The sequence below is a fragment of the Anaeromyxobacter oryzae genome (genome assembly GCF_023169945.1).
GTDB lineage: Bacteria > Myxococcota > Myxococcia > Myxococcales > Anaeromyxobacteraceae > Anaeromyxobacter > Anaeromyxobacter oryzae.
The window spans coordinates 3,769,546-3,788,638 of record NZ_AP025591.1 but is presented as its reverse complement, the minus strand read 5'-3'; the positions used below and the strand labels follow the sequence as shown (position 1 = coordinate 3,788,638).

Genomic DNA, 19,093 nt, shown 5'->3' with positions numbered 1-19,093 from the left:
GCTAACCCTTGACCTTCCGCGCGTCCGCCGCGCCCGGACCACCGTCCCCCGCGGGAGCTCCGGAGTACCGCGCGGACGCGGTGATCGTGAAGTCGACGACCCGGAACGCGCCGTCCGACCTCGCGCTGGTCTTCTTCAGCTCGACGTCGCCGAAGTACTTCGACGCGAGGAGGTTCTCCATGAACTGCGACACGTCGTAGTTGCTCGACGCGGTGCCATCGAACGTCACGCGGCCGTCCTTCTCCTGCATGGACCTGAGCCAGAGCCGCTTCGGCGTGATCTGCGCGAGCTCGTCCAGCATCTTCACGGGGCCGGTGCGCCCGTTCTTGAGCTTTTCGAGGACGTCGAGCTTCTTCTGGAGCTCCTCCTGCTGCGTCTTGAGGCTGTTCACCTCGCCGATGATCGCGTCGAGCCGGGCGACGTCGGCGCGCGTCTTCGCGACGTTCGCCTCCTTCTTCTTGAGCTCGTCGGCGCGGTTCGCCGTCCACATGACGTTCCCGACGACGCCCGCGAGGAGCAGCACCGCGAAGAGCACCAGCTGCTGCTTGCCGGCTTCCTTCTTCTTCGAGACCCGTACCGGGAGGAGGTTGATCCGGACCATGGCTACTTGTCCCCGGGACGGCGGAGGGCGAGCCCGACGGACACGGCGGCGGCGGGCGCGGCCGCCAGGATCACCGCCGCATCGAACTTCTTGTTGTCGATCTCGATGTTCTTGAACGGGTTCAGCACCTCGACCGGCACTCCGGCTCGCTGCTCGAGCACCTTGAAGAGCGCGGGGATCCGCGCGGTGCCGCCGGACAGGTAGACGCGGCTCATCGCGCTGCCCGGCGCCGTCGACGCGTAGAAGTCGAGCGACCGCTGGATCTCGCCGCCCATCTGCTCGGCGACCCCCTGGATGACCCGCTCCACCTCCTGCGGGACGACCGCGTCCGACTCGCCCTGCCCGCCCACCTTCAGCGCGTCCGCCTCGTCGTAGGAGATGTTGAGCTGCTTCTGGATCTCCTCCGTGAAGGCGTTGCCGCCCATGGTGATGTCGCGGGTGAACGTCGTGACGCCGCGCGAGACGATGTTGATGTTCGAGACTGCGGCGCCCACGTTGATGAGCACCACGGTCTCCTCGACGTTCGCGTCGTAGTTCGCCTCGTACGCGTTCTGGACCGCGAACGCGTCGACGTCCACCACGGTCGCGGTGAGGCCCGCCTCCGCGCACACCGAGGTGTAGTCGTTGATCATGTCCTTCTTGGCGGCGACCAGGAGGACGTCCATCTGGCCCGCTGCGTCCCCGTCCGGCGTGAGGATCTGCGTGTCGATGTTCACGTCCTTCACGTCGAAGGGGATGTACTGCTCCGCCTCCCACTGGATCGACTCGTCGAGCTCCTCCTGCGTCATGCGCGGGAGGGAGATCTTCTTGATGATGACGGAGTGCCCGCGGACGCCGATGGCGACGTCCTTGGCCTTGAGCTTCTGCTGCGCCACGACCTCCTGGATCGCCTGGACGATGGCGGAGGAGTTCATGAGCGCGCCGTCGACGATCGCCTCGGGCGGCAGGGGCGCCGCCCCGAACGCCTGGAGCGCGTACCCGCCTCGCTTCTCCTTCAGCTGGACGAGCTTCACGCTGGAGGAGCCGATGTCGAGGCCTACGGCGAGCCTGCTCTTCGCCATGGCGCTCCCTTCACGTCCGACACGGGCGCGCGCGCCCGTGCGGTGGTTCGAGCCGGTCCGCGATGTTGCGGGAATAAACGAGGCTCATTGTAGCCGAGCGTCCGGAGTTCACGAAATGCGCCCTCCGGTGCGCGCGGCGCCGAACACCTTGCGTCGATCCGAGGGCGTGAGCCCGAGCGCGATGATGATCTTCCTCTTCGTGTCGACGCGGCACTCGAACCCGCTCTCGATGCGCGAGACGGTCAGCGGGGAGATCCCCGCCTTCCGCGCGAGCTCGGCCTTCGTGAGCAGCTGCTCCTCGCGGAGCCGCTGCACGTTGTTGGGCGCGCGGCGTGGCTTGCTCGCCTGTGTCCTGAGCGGTCGGCCAGACATGCGGTGCCACGCTAAGCGATCGCACTCGAAGGGATCAAGAAACCGACCGGCGTCGATATCGGCCTTTGTGGGAGACGGAGCTATCGACGAGCGGAAATGATGCGTAATTATAGCTCGTACGCGCAGTGAGACCGTCGCGTGGACGCGGGACACACCGGCGGGCGGGCGCGGAGCGCGCTAGCCCAGGCCGTAGTCCTTGATCTTGTAGAGGAGCGCCCGGTACGAGAGGTCGAGCAGCTCCGCGGCGCGGGTGCGGTTCCCGCCGGTCCGCTCCAGCGCCGCGCGGATGAGCTGCTCCTCGACCGCGCGGATCGCGCGCTTCACGGAGAGCGAGCCCTCCGGCACCGCCACGGCGGGCGCGCCGCGGGCGGGCGCGGCGCGGACGGTGTCCGGCAGGTCCTCCTCGCGGATCACCGGACCGTCGGCGAGCACCACGGCGCGCTCCAGCGCGTGCTCGAGCTCGCGGACGTTCCCCGGCCAGCGGTGCGCGAGGAGCGCGTCGCGCGCCTCGGGCGAGAGCGCGAGCCCCGGCAGCTCCGGGCGGAGCCGGGCATGGCGCGCGAGGAAGTGGCCGGCGAGGGCGGGGATGTCGTCCCGCCGCTCCCGGAGCGGCGGCAGCCGCACCGCCACGACGTTGAGGCGCCAGTAGAGGTCCTCGCGAAACTGCGCCGCGGCGACCGCGCGCGCGAGGTCCCGCGCCGTCGCGGCGACCACGCGGACGTCCACCTTCCGCGCCCGGACGTCGCCGACCGGCCGGACCTCCTCCTCCTGCAGGAAGCGGAGGAGCTTCACCTGCAACCCGAGCGGCAGCTCGCCGATCTCGTCGAGGAACAGCGTCCCGCCGTCCGCCTCGGCCGCGAGCCCCTTCTTGTCCCGGCGCGCGTCGGTGAAGGCGCCCTTCACGTGGCCGAACAGCTCGGATTCGAGGAGATCCGCGGGGATGGCGCCGCAGTTCACGGCGACGAAGGGCATGCTCGCGCGCGGCGAGAGCTCGTGGAGCGCCCGCGCGACGAGCTCCTTCCCGGTCCCGGACTCGCCCTCGAGGAGTACCGTGGTCTTCTGCGGGGCGACCTTGCGGACCTGCCGCAGCGCCGATTCCATCGCCTCGGACGTCCCGACGATCGCGTCCGGCCGGTAGGCCGCCGCGAGCTCGCCGCGAAGCCGGCGGTTCTCGCGCGCGAGCCGCTCCCGCTCCTCGGCCTTCCGGAGCAGCAGCACGACCTCGTCCGGCTTGAACGGCTTCGCGAGGTAGTCGTAGGCCCCCGCCTTCATCGCATCGATGGCGGCGTCGTGCGCGCCGTACGCGCTCATCACGACGACCAGCAGGTCCGGCGCGATCCGCTGGAGCTCCCGGACCAGCGCGAGCCCGCCGATGCCCGGCATCCGGACGTCGGTGAGGACGAGATCGTGGTCGCGTGAGGCGATCTCCCTCAGCGCGTCCTCCGCCGTCGAGACCGCGCGCGTCTCGTAGCCGCGATCCTTGAGGATCAGCGACAGGAGGTGACGCATGGACGCGTCGTCATCCACGATGAGGACGTTGCGGAGCACCGGAACGCGGACTCTAGCACGCTCCCGCTGCGGGCCCGCTCGTGCCTCCGCGGGCGGCCTCCGCCGCGGGCAGCCGGATGCGGAACACCGCGCCCCCGTCGCCGGCCTCGGCCGTGATCGATCCGCCGAGCGCCTCGAGGATGCCGTGGCACACCGCGAGGCCGAGGCCGGTCCCCTGCCCCGGCGGCTTCGTGGTGAAGAACGGATCGAAGATCCGCTGCAGGTCCGCGGGCGCGATGCCCGGGCCGCGATCCGCGACGGCGATCTCCACCGCCGTGCCGTCGCGCCGCGCCGTGACCCGCACCTCGCCCGCTCCGCCCATGGCGTCGCCCGCGTTGAGGAGCACGTTCAGGAGGACCTGCGCGAGCCGTCGCGGGTCGGCGCGGACCGGCGGCAGGTCCGGCGGCAGCGCCACGGAGACCTCGACGGACCGGAACCGCGGCTGCACCTCGGCGAGGCGGAGCGCGCCGTCGAGCGCGGCACCGACGGAGACGGGGACGAGGGCGGGCGGCGCCGGGCGGGCGAAGTCGAGCAGGTCGCGGACGATCGCGTCGATGCGCCGCGTCTCCGCCCCGATCCGGACCAGGAGGTCCGCGACGTCGGCGGCCGGCGCGCCCGCCTCCAGGCGCGCCCGCGCGATCTCCGCGAACCCGCCGATCGCGCCGAGCGGATTCCCGACCTCGTGGGCGACGCCCGCCGCGAGCCGACCCACCGCGGCGAGCCGCTCGGACCGGACCAGCTCCTCGCGGGCGACGGCGAGGTCCAGGTTCGCGCGCTCGAGCTCCACGACCTGCGCGGCGACCCGCGCCCGTTCCGCGACGAGCGCAGCGGCGGTCCGCTCGAAGGCGAGCGCAGCGCGGGAGAGCCCCGCCGCCCCCTCCTCGCCGGGGAGCCCGAGCGGCGGGAGCTCCGCGGCCTCGCCGATCCGGCGCGCGGCGGCGAGGAGCCGGCGCAGCGGCGCCCCGAAGGAGCGGGCCAGGATCGCGGCGGTCACGCCGAAGGTCCCCACCGCGCCCGCGCCGACGAGCGCGGCGAACCTCCGGCCGTCGACGGCGTGCGCGACCGCGAACGGCATCCCGATGGCGAGGAGCAGCGCCGCCGTGGCCGCGGCGATGGCGCCGGCCTGGAGGAGCACGAGCAGCCGGATCCGGGCACTCACAGGAAGGGCCGGAGCATCGGGATGGCGCGCGCGAGCGGCGCCGCGAGGTACAGCCACTCGATCGCCGCGGCGGCCAGGAACGGGCCGAACGGGATCGCGTGGCGCGGAGGGATCCACGCGTCCTCGGCGTCCTCGGGCAGCGCGGCGGTGAGATTCGGCGCAGGTGCCGGTTCCGCGGACGTGGTGGCCGGCTCGGCGGAGGAGGGGTCGGCGGTCGGCGCCCGGCCCGCTCCGTCCGGGCCCGGCTGCCCCCGCCCGAGCAGGAGCAGGGCGATCCCGAACACCGCCCCCTGCGTCGACGCGAGGAGCACGACCGGCAGGAGCCCGCGCGCCCCGAGCCACGCGCCGATGCCGCCGAGCAGCCACACGTCGCCGTAGCCGAGCGCCTCCTTCCGGAGCACCTTCTCTCCGACGAGCGCGACCGTCGCGAAGCTCGCGACGCCGAGCGCGACGCCGAGGGCGGAGGACTCCGGGGTCCGCGCGGCGGCGAGGCCGTACGCGCTCGCCGCCTGTCCCACCACGATGAGCGGCCAGGTGATCGCGTGCGGAAGCAGCCAGGTGTCGAGGTCGATGAAGGCGAGGGCGACGAGCGCGTCGACGAGGGCCAGCTCGGCGAGCGCGGCGCCCGTGGCGCCGTGGCGCTCGAACGCGAGGAGCGCAACCACCGCCCCGATGGCCTCGACGAGCGGGTAGCGCCAGGAGATCGGCGCCTGGCAGGCGCGGCACCGGCCTCGCAGCAGCAGCCACGAGAGGACGGGCACGTTGTCGTACCAGCGGATGCCGGTGCCGCACCGGGGGCACCGCGACGGCGGATGAACGACGGACAGCCCCTCAGGCACCCGCGCGATGACGACGTTCAGGAACGAGCCGAGCACCGCGCCGACGAGCAGCACCCAGGCGGCGACGAGGGAACGGGGGAGTTGCTCGATCACGGCGCGCTCGTGCCTCCGGACCCCGCGCCGCGGCCCTGCCCCCGGCGATCGGGTCCGGACTCGAAGACGTACCACAGCCCCGGCGCGGGCGGGGGAGACGCGCACGTGGTCACGGCGCGGGCGCTTCCGGCCCGGCGGACGACGCGCGCCGTCGCCACCCGCGGCGGAGCGCGAGCGCGGACAGCACGAGCGTCGCCGCGGCGGCGAGCGCTGCGCCGGCCCTCAGCCACGGCGTCCTGTAGCGGAGCTCGACGGTGTGATCTCCGGCGGGCACCCAGATGCCGCGGGCCAGATAGTTCACGGCGACGATCCCGGAGGACAGCCCGTCCACGGTCGCGCTCCACCCGTCGGTGTTCGCGTCGTTCACGACGAGGAGCGCGGGCGCGTCGGCGCGTGCCGTCACGACGAGCCGCTCCCCCTCGTCGGCGACGAGCCGGGCCTCGCCCACGGGCGGCCGGTAGCCGGCGGGGACGGGACCCTCGACCACCGAGCGTCCGCTGGCCGAGGCGCCCGGAGCGAGGACGAACTCGAGCGCGCCGGCCTCGTCCGCGCCGTCGAGCGGCCCCGCGAGCGCGATCCGCGGGCGCGCGGGCTGGCGGACGACGTAGGCGGGCAGCGCGGGGTCCGCGAGCGTCGCCTCTCCCCCAGCAGGGATCCCCGCTTGCGTGGCGAGGGCGGCCGAGCCCGGGACCACCACCGCCCCGAAGCCCCAGAGCGCCGCAGGCGCCGCGACGGTCGTCGGATCGGTCCGGGACCGGAACCGGATGAGGCGCGCGGGGAGCATGCCGGTGTACGCGTCGAGGTTCCCGATGCGGAGCGCCACGTTCGACGCGGCGCCCGCGGTCCGCGCGAGCCAGCGCCACCCGGCCTCGAACTGGCGGAGCTCCGGCCAGCGCTCCGGCGCGATCCGGAACGGCGTCACGACTCGCGGCAAGCCCGGCTCGGCGCGCAGGCGCTCGGCGATGGGCGAAGGCTCCGAGACGATCCCGGGCGGCGCGAGGACGTAGGCCCGGACGTTCGCGGCGCCGAGATCGAGCGCCAGCACCGCGACGAGCGCGGCGGCGCCCAGCCGCGCCAGCCGGCCGCGCGCGATGAGCAGCGCCACCGCGGCGAGCAGGCCGAGGGAGATCGCCGCTGCCCCCGCCCCCTCGCGCACGTTCGCGACCAGCGCCTCGGCGAGGCGCGTCCGGTCCCCGAGCTGCACCCACCGTGCGAGGGCGCCCGGGGCGAGGGCAGCGGCCGCCCACGCGCCGCCGAGCAGCGCGCCCGACGCCCCGACCGCGATCGCGAGGCGGCGGCCCTCCCGAGGGTTCGCGAGCAGCCGGTCGACGCCGGCGCCCGCCGCCGCCGCGGGGAGCAGCGTCACCCAGGCGACGAGCTTCTCCCAGAACCGGAAGCTCGACAGGATTGGCAGGCTGCGCGCCAGCTGGCCGAAGCCGGCGTTCGGCCCGAGCGCCATCCAGGCGATCACGAGAGCGAGGAGCGCGAGTCGCCGCGCCCCGCGGTCGCGCAGCGCGCCGAACGCCGCGAGCGACACCGCCGCCGCGCCGGCGTAGATCGAGACCACCCACGGAATGGTGGTGTACGCGTTCCCGGCGTACGCGTGGAAGACGCCCGCGTACAGGTTCCCCGGCGTCGAGCTGCGGAACAGGTCCGGGACGACGAGCTCCAGCAGCCGGAGCGGGTGGAGGTTCCAGCGCGCGTACTCGCCGGCCGCGAACGCCGCGGCCCGCGACGAGTGCGGGATCCAGGCGAGGATCGGAAGGACGACCGGCGCGGCCCCGAGCACGGCCACCAGCACGACGAGCGCCGCGCGGACGCCGCGCCGGGCCGGCGGCCCTTCCACGATCAGCAGCGCCTGCGCCGATGCCAGCGCGACCGCGAGGGCCCAGCCCATCGGGTCGCCGCCGGCGGCCGTCAGGAACGACGCACCGGTCACCGCGAGGAGCCACCCGGGGCCGCCCGCGGACGCGGCGGCGTGGGCGGCGGCGAGCAGCCAGGGGGCCGCCGCGAGCGTCGTGAGGTAGGTGAGGTTGTCCGTCGACGACACCACGAAGCCGGAGAGCATGAAGGCGAGCCCCGCCGCTGCGGCGCCCGCCGGGGTCCGCCCGAGCTGGCGCGCCCACGCCGCCGCGCCGAGCCCGGCGCCGAGCACCGACAGCAGCACCCACGCCTTGAAGGCGGCCTCGAACGGCGCGACGAGGAACAGCGCGTTCAGGGGATGGAGCGGCGCGTCCACGCCGCCCGCCACCACCGGCACGCCCATGCCGGCGTAGGGGTTCCACTCTGGGAGGTGGCCGCGGCGCAGCTCCTCCGCGATCCAGCGCTTCACCGGATGATGCATCCGCCCGGCGTCCCGATACAGGAACTGCCCGTCCCCGAGGAGCGCCGGCGCGAAGAAGATGGCCCAGGCCGCCGCGAGCGCCGCCGCGACGGCGACCCCTCCGCGCCGCGCCTCGCTAGCCAACCGCCCTCCGCCCCCCGGCCGCGAGCGCGTCCCTGGCGGGCGCCCCGCTCGCGCGGGCGAGGCGCACGAAGGTCTCCTCGAGCGTCTCGCGCTGCGGCTGCAGCGCGAGGAGCCGCCCGCCGCGGCCGAGCGTCAGCGCCGCGCCGGCGCTGGCCGCCTCGATGGACGGGAACGTGAACGCGTGGCCCTCCGGGACCGGGCCGCCGGCCGCCGCGAGCGCGCGCACCTCCGCGGCCGCGGCCTCGTCGAGCCCCGCGCAGCGCAGCTCCACGGAGCGGACGCTGCCGTCGAGCAGCGCCTGCAGCGGGCCCTCGCGCACGAGCTGGCCGTGCAGCAGCATGCCGACGCGGTCGCAGATCGTCTCGACGTCCGAGAGGATGTGCGTCGAGAAGAAGATCGTCTTCCCCTGCCGCGCGAGCTCCACGACGAGGTCCCGAACCTCCTTGCGCCCGATGGGATCGAGGCCGCTCATCGGCTCGTCGAGGACGAGCAGCGGCGGATCGTGGACGAGCGCCTGCGCGAGCCCGAGCCGCTGCACCATCCCCTTCGAGAACTTCCGGACGGTGAGGTCGCGCGCGCCGGAGAGCCCCACCCGCTCGAGCAGCGCCTCGGCGCGGCGATCCAGCTCCGCCCCCGAGAGCCCGGAGAGCCGCCCCAGGTAGCGCAGCACCTCGAGCGGACGCATGAAGTCGTGGAAGCTCGGGTTCTCCGGGAGGTACCCCACGGCGAGCCGCGCCCTCGGGTCGTCGACGGGACGGCCGAAGAGCGTGGCGCAGCCGGCCGAGGGCCGGACGAGCCCGACGAGGATCTTGATCGTGGTCGACTTCCCGGCGCCGTTCGGGCCGACGAAGCCGTAGATGCTCCCCGGCGCGACGGACAGATCGAGGCGGGTGAGCGCCTGGACCTTCCGCGCGCGGAACCCGAGGCGGTAGGTCTTCGAGAGGCCCTGCGCGGCGATGGCGAGGTCGGGCATGGTCAGCGGATGTCGCGGCGGGTGAAGAGGACGGTGGCGAGGAGGACGAGCGTGCCCGCGTAGCAGACGCCGTAGGCGCCCCGCGCCAGCACCGAGCCGAGCGCCACCGGATCGCCGTACGTGACGCTCTCCTTCAGGTCGAGCAGTGACATGTTGGGAAGGAGGACGTCGAGCACGCGCACGATGGGCTTCAGCTCCACCTGCCTCGCCGCGAGCCAGAAGCTCCGCACCTCCCCGAAGAGCCAGCCGGCGCCCACCAGGGCGAGCGTGTAGATGCTCGCGAGCGTCGCGGTGGTGAACGTCGAGAAGAGGACCGCGAACGCGCCGCAGATCGCGAGCTGCACCGCGACGAGGACGAACGTCGAGACGTACGAGCGATCGAGGGACGCGGCCGTCCCACGGTTCAGGACGAGCACGGCGGCGGTCGCGAGCGCCATGAGGGCGACGTTGAGCGCGAGCGTCGCCACGAGCCCGAGGTACTTGCCGACCACGAACCCGGCGCGCGAGACCGGCCGCGCCAGCACCGGGTAGCAGGTGCGCCGGTCGATCTCGCGGGTGACGAGCCCGACGCCGAGGAAGACGGCGATGAGCGTGCCGAACACCTGGGTCGCGGAGGTGCCGATGTTCGCGATGATGCGGTACTGCTCGCCGAGCGTGAGCCGCGAGATCGTGAGGGAGCCGATCACGAGCAGGACCGCGAAGACGAGCAGATTGTGCAGGAGCCGCTCGCGGAGCGCCTCGCGGACGGTCGTTGCGGCGATGGCCAGCGTCTTGCCCATGTTCACTCCTGGCGCGTGATGCGGAGGGGCGCCCGTGGACCCAGGACCGAGCTCTGCACCGCTCCGCTCGCCGGGTCGTACACGAACCGTCCACCGGAGGGCTCCGCGGGGAGCGCGGGGAGCTCCGCGGGCACGAGCTCGGCGAGGCGCGCGGGGAGGCGCCCGGTCCGGGAGCGGTGCGCGGAGATCGCGCGCTCGAGCGTGGCGAGCGCCTGGAACGTCTGGATCCGCGTCCGGCGCTGCGCGAGCTCGTCCTTCAGCTCCGGCGTGTTCGTCTCGGAGAGCGCCTGGTCGAGGAAGGAGATCGCCGCCACGTACTCGTCGTCGGTGTTCGCGAGGGCGGACAGGTTCGCGGCGAGGAGGGCGAGGTGAGGGCGCTTGCCGATCTCGGCGGCGCGGCGCGCGTACTCGGCGGCCTCGGCGTACCGCTGCTCGAAGAGGAACTTGTTGGTCGCGTACACGAGCGGGAGCGACCAGCGGTCGGGAAGGTTGCGCATCCCCTTCTCGAGGATGCGGTCCGCCTCGTCGTACCGGTGCGCGAGCCCGGCGAGGTTCGAGCCCGTCACCTGGTAGGCGTAGCCGAAGCGCGGGTCCAGGTCGGTGACGATCTCCGCGAGCGGGTAGAGCGCGTCCCACCGCGGCACCTTCGCCATCACCGTCTCCCCGACGTACTGCACCGCCTGCAGCCAGTAGAGGTCGGCGAGGAGGAGCCGCTGCCCGCAGGCCACCGTCCGCAGCGTGGTTCCCCTCGGCAGCCAGGCCGGGTCCCGCACCTTCCCGGCCGTGGACGCCTCGGGCTCGAGCGTCCGCCGGGCGGCGGTGGTGAGGACGAAGGCGGTGAGCGCGAGGGCGGCGAGCGGCGCGCGGCGATGCAGCATCGGCCGGGGAGGATACCGTCGGACGGGGAAAAAGGCGAAGGGCGCCGCGTCGCCGCGGCGCCCTCCGTGTGTCGCGTGACAGCGGGACTAGAAGACGTCCGGGCTGGTGAGCGTGCAGGGCGTCGCGTAGACGGTGTTGCCCGCGCCGTCGAGGCAGCTGCCGAGCGACCCCGGGAAGGCGGTCTTCACGTTGCCGGGCAGGGTCGCGCTCGTCACGCCGTCGAGCGCCATCTTCACGAGCGTGACCTCGCCGGGCGTCCCGTCGCCGTCGATGTCGGCGGCCGCGCCCACGCTGTAGCAGATGCCGGCGTTGGTGGCGGCGGCGATCGTGGTGGCGCACTTGGCCGTGCTCACCTGGTAGTTGAAGTACGTCGCGCCCTCGACCTGCCAGTCGATGGCGGAGGCGAGCGCGAGCTCCCCCGTGGCCCAGGCGATCTTCGACGTGCCGACGGTGCCGGCCGGCATCGCCGTAGAGCCGAGGTTGTGGTACGAGCCCGGCGAGTAGGCGCCGTCGACCTTGCCGCCGACGACGACCTTCCGCTCACCCTGGCGCAGCGCCTCCTCGGCCTTCCGGAGCCCCTCGACGTTCGTCGAGGCCTCGGAGAACTTGGAGCGCAGCTGGTACTTCACGAAGTTCGGGATCGCGATCGCCGCGAGGATGCCGATGATCGCGACGACGATCATGAGCTCGATGAGGGTGAAGCCCTTGGCCAGCTTCTTCATGGTGTTGCCTCCGTGAGAGCCGGGTGCGCTCGGATAGCGGCGGCCGGCGTTGCTTCCTGGCGGTTCGGTGGTGCGCGCCGGGTCGAGGCGCCATCCAGCATGGGGAGTGCCAACAGGGGATCGCGTAAGCACCCTGATCGACGACTGTAGGCCGACCCCCCACCTGCCGCGCAGCGTCCGACCGGGTTAGCGCCGGTGACGTTTTTCGTCACCCCGCGAGTCGGATGCCGGCGCGCCGGCCTTTGACAACGGCGCGCTCCGCACCCGATCATCGCGCCGCGCCGCCACGACCGGCCGCAATCACACGTGGACCAGGCCGCCGCCCAAAACCCTTCAGCTCCACGCGAGGACGCGGGCCGGCCCGAAGCGCGCGCGCGCACGCTCGATCGCGGGAGCGACCCCGCCGGGCGCGTCCCTGAGCCGCCCGCCGGCGCAGCCGACGCGCGCCGCGCGCGGCTCGCGTTCCTCGTCGCCGGCGGCGCGATCCTGCTCGCGGCACTGCTCGCCCGGCTCGCCGGCGCGGGTCAGGCGTTCGCGGGCGGCGAGCTCGTCACCCTCGACGGCGACTCCCTCTACCACCTCCGCCGGATGCGGCTCATCGCGGACGCGTTCCCCCGCGTCCCGTGGCTCGACCCGCTGATCGCGTGGCCCGACGGCGCGCCCATCCCCTGGGCCGCCGGGTTCGACCTGCTCGGCGCCGTCCTGATCCTGCTCGGGCGCGCCGCCGGAGGTCCGGCCGGCGGGGATCTCTGGGTCGCGGCGCTCTGCCCGGTGCTCGGAGCGCTCGTGGTGGCCGCCACGATGGAGCTCGTCCACGCGCTCCGGCCAGGCGCGCCGGGCCGACGCGGGGCCGCGCTCGCCGCGGGGATCCTCGCCGCCGCCATCCCCCAGGGCCTCGACGCCTCGCGGTACGGCCGCATCGATCACCACGTCGCGGAGGCCCTCTCGATGGTCCTCCTGGCGCGGTGGGCGATCGCCGCGCTCCCGCCCCGGCCGGAGCGAGGTCGGCGCGCCCGCCTCGCGTACGAGATCGGCGGCGCGGTCCTCTCCGCCGGCGCGGTGGCCGTCTTCACGGGTTCGCCCCTCTACGTCGCGATCGTGCTCCCGATCCTCGTCGGCGCGACGCTCGCGGCGCCCAGGCCGCCCGTCCTCGGGAGCGGCGGACCGGGCCTGCTCGCCGGTGCGGCGCTCGCCGCGCTCGCCTCGGCGCCGGCGGTCGCCGCCCACGGCCGCGCCCTCGCGTTCGGCTTCCCCTCGTTCCTGCAACCGCTCCTCCTCTGCGCCGCCGGGGCGACGATCGTCGGCGCTGCGCTCCTCTCCGGGCTCGTCGTCCCGGGACGCGGGCGCCTCGCCGGCGTCCTCGGTGTCTCCGCCGCCGTCGCGGCGCTCGCCGCGCTCGTCGTCCCTGGTGGCGCGGCCCAGGCGCTGGCGGGCGTGCGCGAGTGGCTCCTGGAGGCCGACCCGTGGCTGCGGACCATCCAGGAGTTCCAGCCTCTCCTCCGTGATCGCGCGGGACCGCTCGCGAGCGTGAACGGGTTCCTCGGCGCGACGGGCGTCGTCGCGCCTCTGCTGCTGCCGCTCGCCGTCCTCGGCGCGAGGCCCGCAGGCCGGGCGCGAGCGGCCGGCTTCCTGTGGGTCGTCGCGGCGCTCGCTGCGCTCACGGTGCACCAATCGCGGTTCGGGCGCGTCTTCTCACCGTTCCTCGCCGCATCCGCCGCGCTCGGCCTCGCCGGCCTCGCCGGGCTCGTCGCACGGTGCGGGTCGGGCGTGCGGCGGGTGGCGGGCGTCGCGCCCGTCGCGGTCGCCCTCGCAGTGGCGCTCCTGGATCCGCGGGTGCGCGGCGCCCTGGGAACCGCCGACGACGCACCTGACGCGGCCGTCGAGGCGGCGCTCGATCTGCGCACGCGGGATCCGGGGCCGGCGCCCGGCATCGTCGCACCCTGGGACCTGGGCAACGCGTTCCTGGTGGTGGCCGGGCGTCCCGTGGTCTCGACCGGCTTCGGTCCTTATCCGGATCCGGTCGCGTACTGGGAAGGCGTGAAGGCGTACACCGTCGAAGAGGCCGAGCTCCTGCCATGGCTCCGGGGCCGTCGCATCGGCTGGGTCGCGGCGGGTGCGGCGAACCTCTTCGGCCGAGTCGGCGGCGAGGACGCGCACATCCCCTTCGCCGGCGGCGGCTTCTCGTCGCGGTGGCTCCAGGAGGTCCGATCGGCGCCGCTCCTCATCGCTGGCTCGGGCGTGCCAGCGCTGGGGGTCAGACACTTCGCCCACCTCCTTCCCATCTTCGCCTCGAGCCGGACCGTCGTCGGGATGGACGGTCCGCTTCCGGTCCTCTGGACGTATGAGGTCGTCGCGGGCGCGAGCCTCCGCGGCCGCGCTGCACCGGGCGGGCGCGTGACCCTCGAGATCCCGCTGATCGAGCACCGGCGCCCGCACACGTGGCGCGGCTTCGTCGACGCGGACGCAGGCGGCCACTGGACGATGACGGTGCCGCTGCCGACGGACCTCGCCACGCCGACGATCACCACAGCGCCGGGCGTGCTGCGCGTCGCCGGCGCGCCGCCGACGCCGGTGCGGATCGCGGAGGATGCGGTCCGTGCCGGCGCGACGCTGGAGCTCGCAACGCCTGGCGCGGAGCCCCGATGACCTCCCGTTCGAGGGCGCAGGCCGACGCGAAGCTCGCCGCGCGGAGCGCGAGCGGGACCGCGCGCCGGCACGTCGCGATCCTCGTCGCGGGCATCGCGCTGTTCCTCTCGCCCGCGTGGCTCGGAGGCGGCCTCCTCCTCGCCCGTGACGGCGGCCGCATGCACGCGCCCGTGAAGCGGTTCCTCGCGTCGGAGCTCGCGGGCGGGCACCTTCCGGAGTGGAACCCCTATCTCGGGCTCGGGATGCCGGTCGTCGGCGCAGCGGTGGACGCCGTCCAGCACCCGTTCACGCTGCTGCTGCTGGTGCTGCCGGCGGAGTGGGCGCTCACGGCCTGGGTGCTGCTCTCCGTCGTCGCGGCCGCGCTGGGCGCCTCGTGGTGGGCGCGCGTGCTCGGCGCGAGCCGTGCCGCCGGACTCGTGGCCGGCTTCGGTTTCGCGCTGGCCGGCCCGATCGTCAGCGCGACGGACAACGTCACCTATCTCACCGCCGTGGCCACGCTTCCGGCCTTCTTCGCAGCGGCGCATCTCTGGATCGCGCGAGGCGGACCGGCCCGGCTCGCAGCGCTCGCGGGGCTCTCGTACCTGCTCGCGGCGGCGGGCGACGCGCAGAGCTGGGGGTTCGCCGCCCTCGCGCTGCCGGTCCTGGCGGTGGGGCTCGGGGAGGGCGACGGCGCGGGCCGGCGGCTCCTCCGCGGCGTCGCGGCGGCCGCGGTGGCGACCGTCGCGGCCGCGCCCGTGCTGCTACCGCTCGCGCTCTGGCTCCCCCACTCGTCGCGGGCCGGCGCGATCGACGCCGTCGCCCGGCAGCGCTGGAGCCTCGCCCCCGTGCGCCTGCTCGAGATCGCCGTCCCGCACCTCCTCCGGGCTCCGCCGGGCGCGAAGATCTGGCCGCTCCATGTCGCCCTCGCCGACTCGAGCTCGCTCGCGCCGTGGGCCGTCTCGGTCTATCTCGGTGCGACGGCGCTCGTCCTCGCCGCGTTCGCGGCGCTTCGCGATCGGCGTGCGCGCCTGCTCCTGGCCGCCGTCGGGCTGGTGTGCTGGATGGCGCTCGGCGATCATGCCGGGTTCGGAGGGATCGCCGCGGCACTCCCGATCCTCCGCGGCCTCCGCTACTGGGAGAAGATGGCGCCCTGGGCGGCGCTGTTCCTCGCCCAGGCGGCCGCCCTCGCGGTGGACCGGCTCGACGGCGACGCCCTCGCCGCCCGGCGCCTTGCGGCCGCGAGCGCCGGCGTCGCCGCCCTCGCCCTCGCCGGCGCTCTGCTCGCGGGCGCGCTCCCGACCCACCTGCCGCCGGACCTCGCGCGGGATCTGGCGGACAACCTGAGAGACGGGTTCCTCCACGCCGCCGCCTTCTCCGGCGCCCTCGCGGCCGCCATCGCCGTGTCGGCGCGGCGGGGCCGCTCGGCGATGGCCGCGGGCGTCGTCGCGGTGGTCGCGCTGGACCTCGCGGCGGCGAACGTCGGAGCGTACGAGCTGCATTCGCCCGCGGTGGCCGTGTCGCCGGGGCCGCTCGCGGCGTACCTGCGCGCCCGGCCCGGGATCGAGCGGGTCGTCACGCCGTTCGAGCCGCTCGTCGATCGCCCGGGGCTCACGGCCGACGAGTCGAGCAACCTCCTCGGCGCGCGGACGCTCGCGTCCGCCTGGAACGTCGGCGAGCGGGTCGGCAACTTCGACACCTACACGGGCGCGGCGCCGGCGCGCGCCGACGAGATCGAGCGGCGGCTCTCGCCCGACCGACTGCTTCCCGTCGTCGGGCTCTGGGGCGTCGCGCACGTGGTGGTGCCCGGCCGCGCCGACCAGGCGGAGAAGCTCGGGCTGCGGCCGCCGATCCAGATCGAGGCGGAGGATCCCACCGCGCCGGCGTGGCTCGTCGCGGTCCCCCACCGGCCTCGCGCGTACCTGGCGAGCCGCGTCCGCGAGGCGAGCGCCGACGAGGCGCGCGCCTTCGCCCTGGACCCTGCGTCGGCCGCGAGCGATCTCACCGTCGTCGAGGGAGTCGGCCGCGCCGTGCCCGGCGGGAGCGGCGGAGAGGTGGTCCTCGAGGTGGAGACGAGCACGAGCGTGCGGCTGGCGGTCCGGACCGCGACCCCGGCGCTGCTCGTGCTGAACGACGCGTGGGCGCCCGGGTGGACCGCCCTCGTCGACGGGGCGCCGGTCGCCGTACTGCGCGCCAACTACCTCGTCCGCTCGGTCGAGGTGCCCGCCGGCCTCCACCGCGTGATCTTCCGCTACCGCACCCCCGGGCTCCTCGCCGGCTGGCTCGTCGCCGCCGCGGGCGGGCTCGCGCTGGTCGCGTGGCATGCACGCCGGCGCTTGCGTTCGCAGCGAGGAGGGGACCCTGGACGCGCCGGCGGTCCGCGTGGTCCAATCCGCCCTGGCGACGGGCCCTCGGCGTCGACGGATCCGGTCCCGGATCCCGCCGACGACCGCTCTGCTGCCCGGGTGAACCGTGCCTGACGCAACCCCTTCGACGCCCGACCTCGCCCCCGCTGCGCTCGAGACGTGGCTCCGGCTCCACCCCCGCCGCGTCACGGGCGCCCTCGCCGGCGCCGCGATCTTCGTCCGTCTCATCCTCTGTCTCCAGGCGGCTGCGACGCCGCTGACCCGGATCGACACGCTCGTCGCCGAGTCCGACAACCACTTCTTCGACGAGTGGGGACGCCAGATCGCCGGCGGCGACTGGCTCCAGCGCGCGCCGCTGCACCCGACGACCCGCTGGATGCGGCAGGTCGCCGACCAGGCCCTGGCGCGCGATCCAGAGCTGCCGGTGAAGCTGGGCCTCGCCCCGGACGCCGGCTACGACCGGCCGGCGATGGAGGTGAGGCTCTGGGAGCGATGGCTGGGCGGCGCGACCTTCTTCCAGGAGCCCGCCTACGCGTACCTCGTCGGCCTCACGTACGGGCTCTTCGGGGCGAACGTCTGGCACGTCTTCCTCCTGCAGCTCGCGCTCGGCGTCTGCGGGGTGCTGCTCGTCCACGAGCTCGCGCGGCGGCTCTTCTCGGAGACCGCCGCCGCCGCCGCCGGCGTGCTCGCCCTGCTCGCGCCGATCCCCCTCCTGTACGAGATCACGCTGCTGCGGGACTCGCTCGTCGCGGTCCTCACCGTCGCACTCGCCCTCGCCATGCACTGGGCCCCCGGCGGCAGGCGCGTCCGGTGGTTGATCCTGGGCCTTGCGTTCGGCGGGGCCACGCTGGTGAAGCAGTCCTTCCTCTTCTTCCCGATGCTCATGGCGGCGTGGCGGCTCGCGACGGTGCGGGCGCCGCTGCGCGAGAGGCTCGCCGCGGCGGGGCTCGTCACCGCCGGCCTCGGAATCGCGCTCCTCCCCGCCGTCCTCCGCAACGTCGCGGTGGGCGTCCCGGCGCTCGCGCTGAACGGCTCTGCCGCCGGGATGCTCGCGATGTTCCACACCGCGAGCGCCTCTCCGATCGCGCTGACCGTCCCGCCGGAGTTCAGCCGCGTGCTGGTCGCCGCCGACGGACGCCCGCTCGCCTCGTTCGTCGAAGCGGCGCGGACACATCCGAGCCCGTGGGGATTCGTGGCGCTCAACCTGAGGAAGCTCCTCTACGTCTGGCACGGCTACGAGGCGGGGAACAACGTCGACGTTCACCTCTTCAAGCTCGGGGCGCCGCTGCTCGCCGCGCTGCCGGCGACGTTCGTCGTGCTCGTCCCGCTCGCGGGCGTCGGGCTCGCGTCGCGCGGCGCCGCCCGGGCGTGGCCGCTCCTCGTCGCGATCGCGGCGAGCATCCCCACCATGCTCCTCGCGGCGGTCCTGTCCCGCTACCGCGCGGCCGTCGCGATCGCGCTCCTCCCCCTGGCGGGAGCGGGGCTCGTGCGGGCGTCGGGCTGGATCGCGGCGCGCCGCTGGCGGCCGGTGGCGTGGGCGGCCGCCGTGTCCGCGCTCTACCTCGCGTGGGCCACGAGGAGCCTTCCGGGAAAGGCGCCCGCGGAGGAGGGCGCGGTCTACGCCTCCGACGGCCTCCGCTGGCTCGACCGCGGCGAGCCCGCGTACGCGGCGCTGCACCTCGAGGAGTCGCTGCGGCTCGTTCCGCACGTTCCCCAGGTCGAGGCCCTGCTCGGGCGTGCCCTGCTCGACGCCGGCGACGCCCCGGGAGCGATCACGCACCTCGACGCGGCAGCGCGCTCGCTCGACTCGCCCCGCTTCCGCGAGCTCCACGCCGTGGCGCTCGCCGCGGTCGGGCGTCGCGACGAGGCGCTCGCCAGCGCGCGGGCGGCGCTCCGGGCCGACCCCGATCGCGCGGCAGCGCGCGCGCTGCTCGAGGCGCCCGAGGGCGGCGCCCGATCGACCTCCCTGGATGTCGGCGCGCTCGACGCGGGGGGGTCGCGGTGAGCCTCGCGGAGAAGCTGCTCGAGCGGACGCTCGTGTACCGCCTGTGGCAGGCGCCGTTCGCGGCCGACAAGTTCGCACCGGTCGTCGCGCACAACGATCTGGCGACGGTCCGGCGCGTGCTCGACGTCGGGTGCGGCCCCGGCACCAACACCGCGTTCTTTCCGCACGCGGAGTACGTCGGGATCGACATCAACCCGAGGTACGTCGCGTGGGCGCGGCGCCGCCACGGGCGGGAGTTCGTCGTCGCGGACATCTGCACCCACGAGTTCCCGGCGGATCACGGGTTCGACTTCGTGCTCGTGAACAGCTTCCTGCACCACGTGAACGACGACGAAGCGCGGCGGATCCTCGCCGCCGTGGCGAGGACCCTCGCGCCGGGCGGAGCGGCCCACGTCCTCGACCTGGTGCTCCCGGAGGGGCGGTCGGCGGCGCGGTGGCTCGCGACGCACGACCGCGGGAAGTTCGCGCGGTCGCTCGCGCGCTGGCGGGAGCTGTTCGCGGAGGTCTTCGAGATCGACGCCCTGCAACCGTACCCGCTGGGCGTCTTCGGCGTACCGCTCTGGAACATGATCTACTGCAAAGGACGGGCGAAGAGATGAGCCGTGCC

15 protein-coding genes are annotated in these 19,093 nt (G+C 74.6%); 4 read left to right on the top strand and 11 right to left on the bottom strand.

From position 1 onward, the window contains the following. Nucleotide 1: 1 nt before the first annotated feature. The 11 genes from AMOR_RS16550 to AMOR_RS16500 form a co-directional block, all read right to left on the bottom strand. On the bottom strand, nucleotides 2-601 hold the full coding sequence (locus tag AMOR_RS16550; protein ID WP_248352660.1) for a PilN domain-containing protein: 600 nt from the start codon (nucleotides 599-601) through the stop codon (nucleotides 2-4). 2 nt (nucleotides 602-603) lie between these two features. Then, the gene (gene pilM, locus AMOR_RS16545; protein WP_248352659.1) at nucleotides 604-1,662 is read right to left on the bottom strand and encodes a type IV pilus assembly protein PilM; all 1,059 of its coding nucleotides are present in this window, start codon (nucleotides 1,660-1,662) and stop codon (nucleotides 604-606) included. A gap of 108 nt (nucleotides 1,663-1,770) precedes the next feature. Then, complete coding sequence (locus AMOR_RS16540) at nucleotides 1,771-2,034, bottom strand: helix-turn-helix transcriptional regulator (protein ID WP_248352658.1); 264 nt, start codon at nucleotides 2,032-2,034, stop codon at nucleotides 1,771-1,773. A 177-nt stretch (nucleotides 2,035-2,211) separates the two neighbouring features. Further along, a complete protein-coding gene (locus tag AMOR_RS16535; RefSeq protein WP_248362538.1) occupies nucleotides 2,212-3,543 on the bottom strand; it encodes a sigma-54-dependent transcriptional regulator in 1,332 nt (443 codons plus the stop codon). Between the two features lie 52 nt (nucleotides 3,544-3,595). After that, nucleotides 3,596-4,741, bottom strand: coding sequence for a sensor histidine kinase (locus AMOR_RS16530; protein WP_248352657.1), 1,146 nt, complete (start codon nucleotides 4,739-4,741; stop codon nucleotides 3,596-3,598). Then, nucleotides 4,738-5,673 carry a prepilin peptidase gene (locus tag AMOR_RS16525; protein ID WP_248352656.1) on the bottom strand — a complete coding sequence of 312 codons (936 nt, stop codon included), beginning with the start codon at nucleotides 5,671-5,673 and terminating at the stop codon, nucleotides 4,738-4,740. The genes AMOR_RS16530 and AMOR_RS16525 overlap by 4 nt, the downstream gene beginning before the upstream one ends. Nucleotides 5,674-5,782: 109 nt before the next feature. Next, nucleotides 5,783-8,140, bottom strand: a complete 2,358-nt coding sequence (locus tag AMOR_RS16520; RefSeq protein WP_248352655.1) for a YfhO family protein — start codon at nucleotides 8,138-8,140, stop codon at nucleotides 5,783-5,785. Next, on the bottom strand, nucleotides 8,133-9,113 hold the full coding sequence (locus tag AMOR_RS16515; protein WP_248352654.1) for an ABC transporter ATP-binding protein: 981 nt from the start codon (nucleotides 9,111-9,113) through the stop codon (nucleotides 8,133-8,135). The genes AMOR_RS16520 and AMOR_RS16515 overlap by 8 nt, the downstream gene beginning before the upstream one ends. Before the next feature lie 2 nt (nucleotides 9,114-9,115). Next, complete coding sequence (locus AMOR_RS16510) at nucleotides 9,116-9,892, bottom strand: ABC transporter permease (protein WP_248352653.1); 777 nt, start codon at nucleotides 9,890-9,892, stop codon at nucleotides 9,116-9,118. A gap of 2 nt (nucleotides 9,893-9,894) precedes the next feature. Beyond that, nucleotides 9,895-10,770, bottom strand: a complete 876-nt coding sequence (locus AMOR_RS16505; RefSeq protein ID WP_248352652.1) for a hypothetical protein — start codon at nucleotides 10,768-10,770, stop codon at nucleotides 9,895-9,897. A gap of 87 nt (nucleotides 10,771-10,857) precedes the next feature. After that, a complete protein-coding gene (locus AMOR_RS16500) occupies nucleotides 10,858-11,493 on the bottom strand; it encodes a type IV pilin protein (RefSeq protein WP_248352651.1) in 636 nt (211 codons plus the stop codon). Between the two features lie 306 nt (nucleotides 11,494-11,799). On the opposite strand from AMOR_RS16500, the gene AMOR_RS16495 reads away from it, so the two are divergent. From AMOR_RS16495 to AMOR_RS16480, 4 genes are read left to right on the top strand one after another with little or no spacing between them, the layout of a single operon-like run. After that, nucleotides 11,800-14,139: a hypothetical protein gene (locus AMOR_RS16495; protein ID WP_248352650.1), complete on the top strand. Its 2,340-nt coding sequence runs from the start codon at nucleotides 11,800-11,802 to the stop codon at nucleotides 14,137-14,139. After that, entirely contained in the window at nucleotides 14,136-16,595 is a 2,460-nt protein-coding gene (locus AMOR_RS16490; RefSeq protein ID WP_248352649.1) for a YfhO family protein, read from the top strand. The genes AMOR_RS16495 and AMOR_RS16490 overlap by 4 nt, the downstream gene beginning before the upstream one ends. Further along, entirely contained in the window at nucleotides 16,588-18,486 is a 1,899-nt protein-coding gene (locus tag AMOR_RS16485; RefSeq protein ID WP_248352648.1) for a glycosyltransferase family 39 protein, read from the top strand. Before AMOR_RS16490 ends, AMOR_RS16485 begins: the two co-directional genes overlap by 8 nt. Then, the gene (locus AMOR_RS16480; RefSeq protein WP_248352647.1) at nucleotides 18,483-19,085 is read left to right on the top strand and encodes a class I SAM-dependent methyltransferase; all 603 of its coding nucleotides are present in this window, start codon (nucleotides 18,483-18,485) and stop codon (nucleotides 19,083-19,085) included. Before AMOR_RS16485 ends, AMOR_RS16480 begins: the two co-directional genes overlap by 4 nt. The last annotated feature ends 8 nt before the right edge of the window (nucleotides 19,086-19,093 follow it).

Bases quoted from the DNA above. Each gene is read 5' to 3' on its own strand.
- AMOR_RS16490 (WP_248352649.1), top strand. From the start codon at position 14,136: ATGACCTCCCGTTCGAGGGCGCAGGCCGACGCGAAGCTCGCCGCGCGG.
- AMOR_RS16550 (WP_248352660.1), bottom strand. From the start codon at position 601: ATGGTCCGGATCAACCTCCTCCCGGTACGGGTCTCGAAGAAGAAGGAA.
- AMOR_RS16505 (WP_248352652.1), bottom strand. From the start codon at position 10,770: ATGCTGCATCGCCGCGCGCCGCTCGCCGCCCTCGCGCTCACCGCCTTC.
- AMOR_RS16535 (WP_248362538.1), bottom strand. From the start codon at position 3,543: ATGCGTCACCTCCTGTCGCTGATCCTCAAGGATCGCGGCTACGAGACG.
- AMOR_RS16515 (WP_248352654.1), bottom strand. From the start codon at position 9,113: ATGCCCGACCTCGCCATCGCCGCGCAGGGCCTCTCGAAGACCTACCGC.
- AMOR_RS16500 (WP_248352651.1), bottom strand. From the start codon at position 11,493: ATGAAGAAGCTGGCCAAGGGCTTCACCCTCATCGAGCTCATGATCGTC.
- AMOR_RS16510 (WP_248352653.1), bottom strand. From the start codon at position 9,892: ATGGGCAAGACGCTGGCCATCGCCGCAACGACCGTCCGCGAGGCGCTC.
- AMOR_RS16540 (WP_248352658.1), bottom strand. From the start codon at position 2,034: ATGTCTGGCCGACCGCTCAGGACACAGGCGAGCAAGCCACGCCGCGCG.
- pilM (WP_248352659.1), bottom strand. From the start codon at position 1,662: ATGGCGAAGAGCAGGCTCGCCGTAGGCCTCGACATCGGCTCCTCCAGC.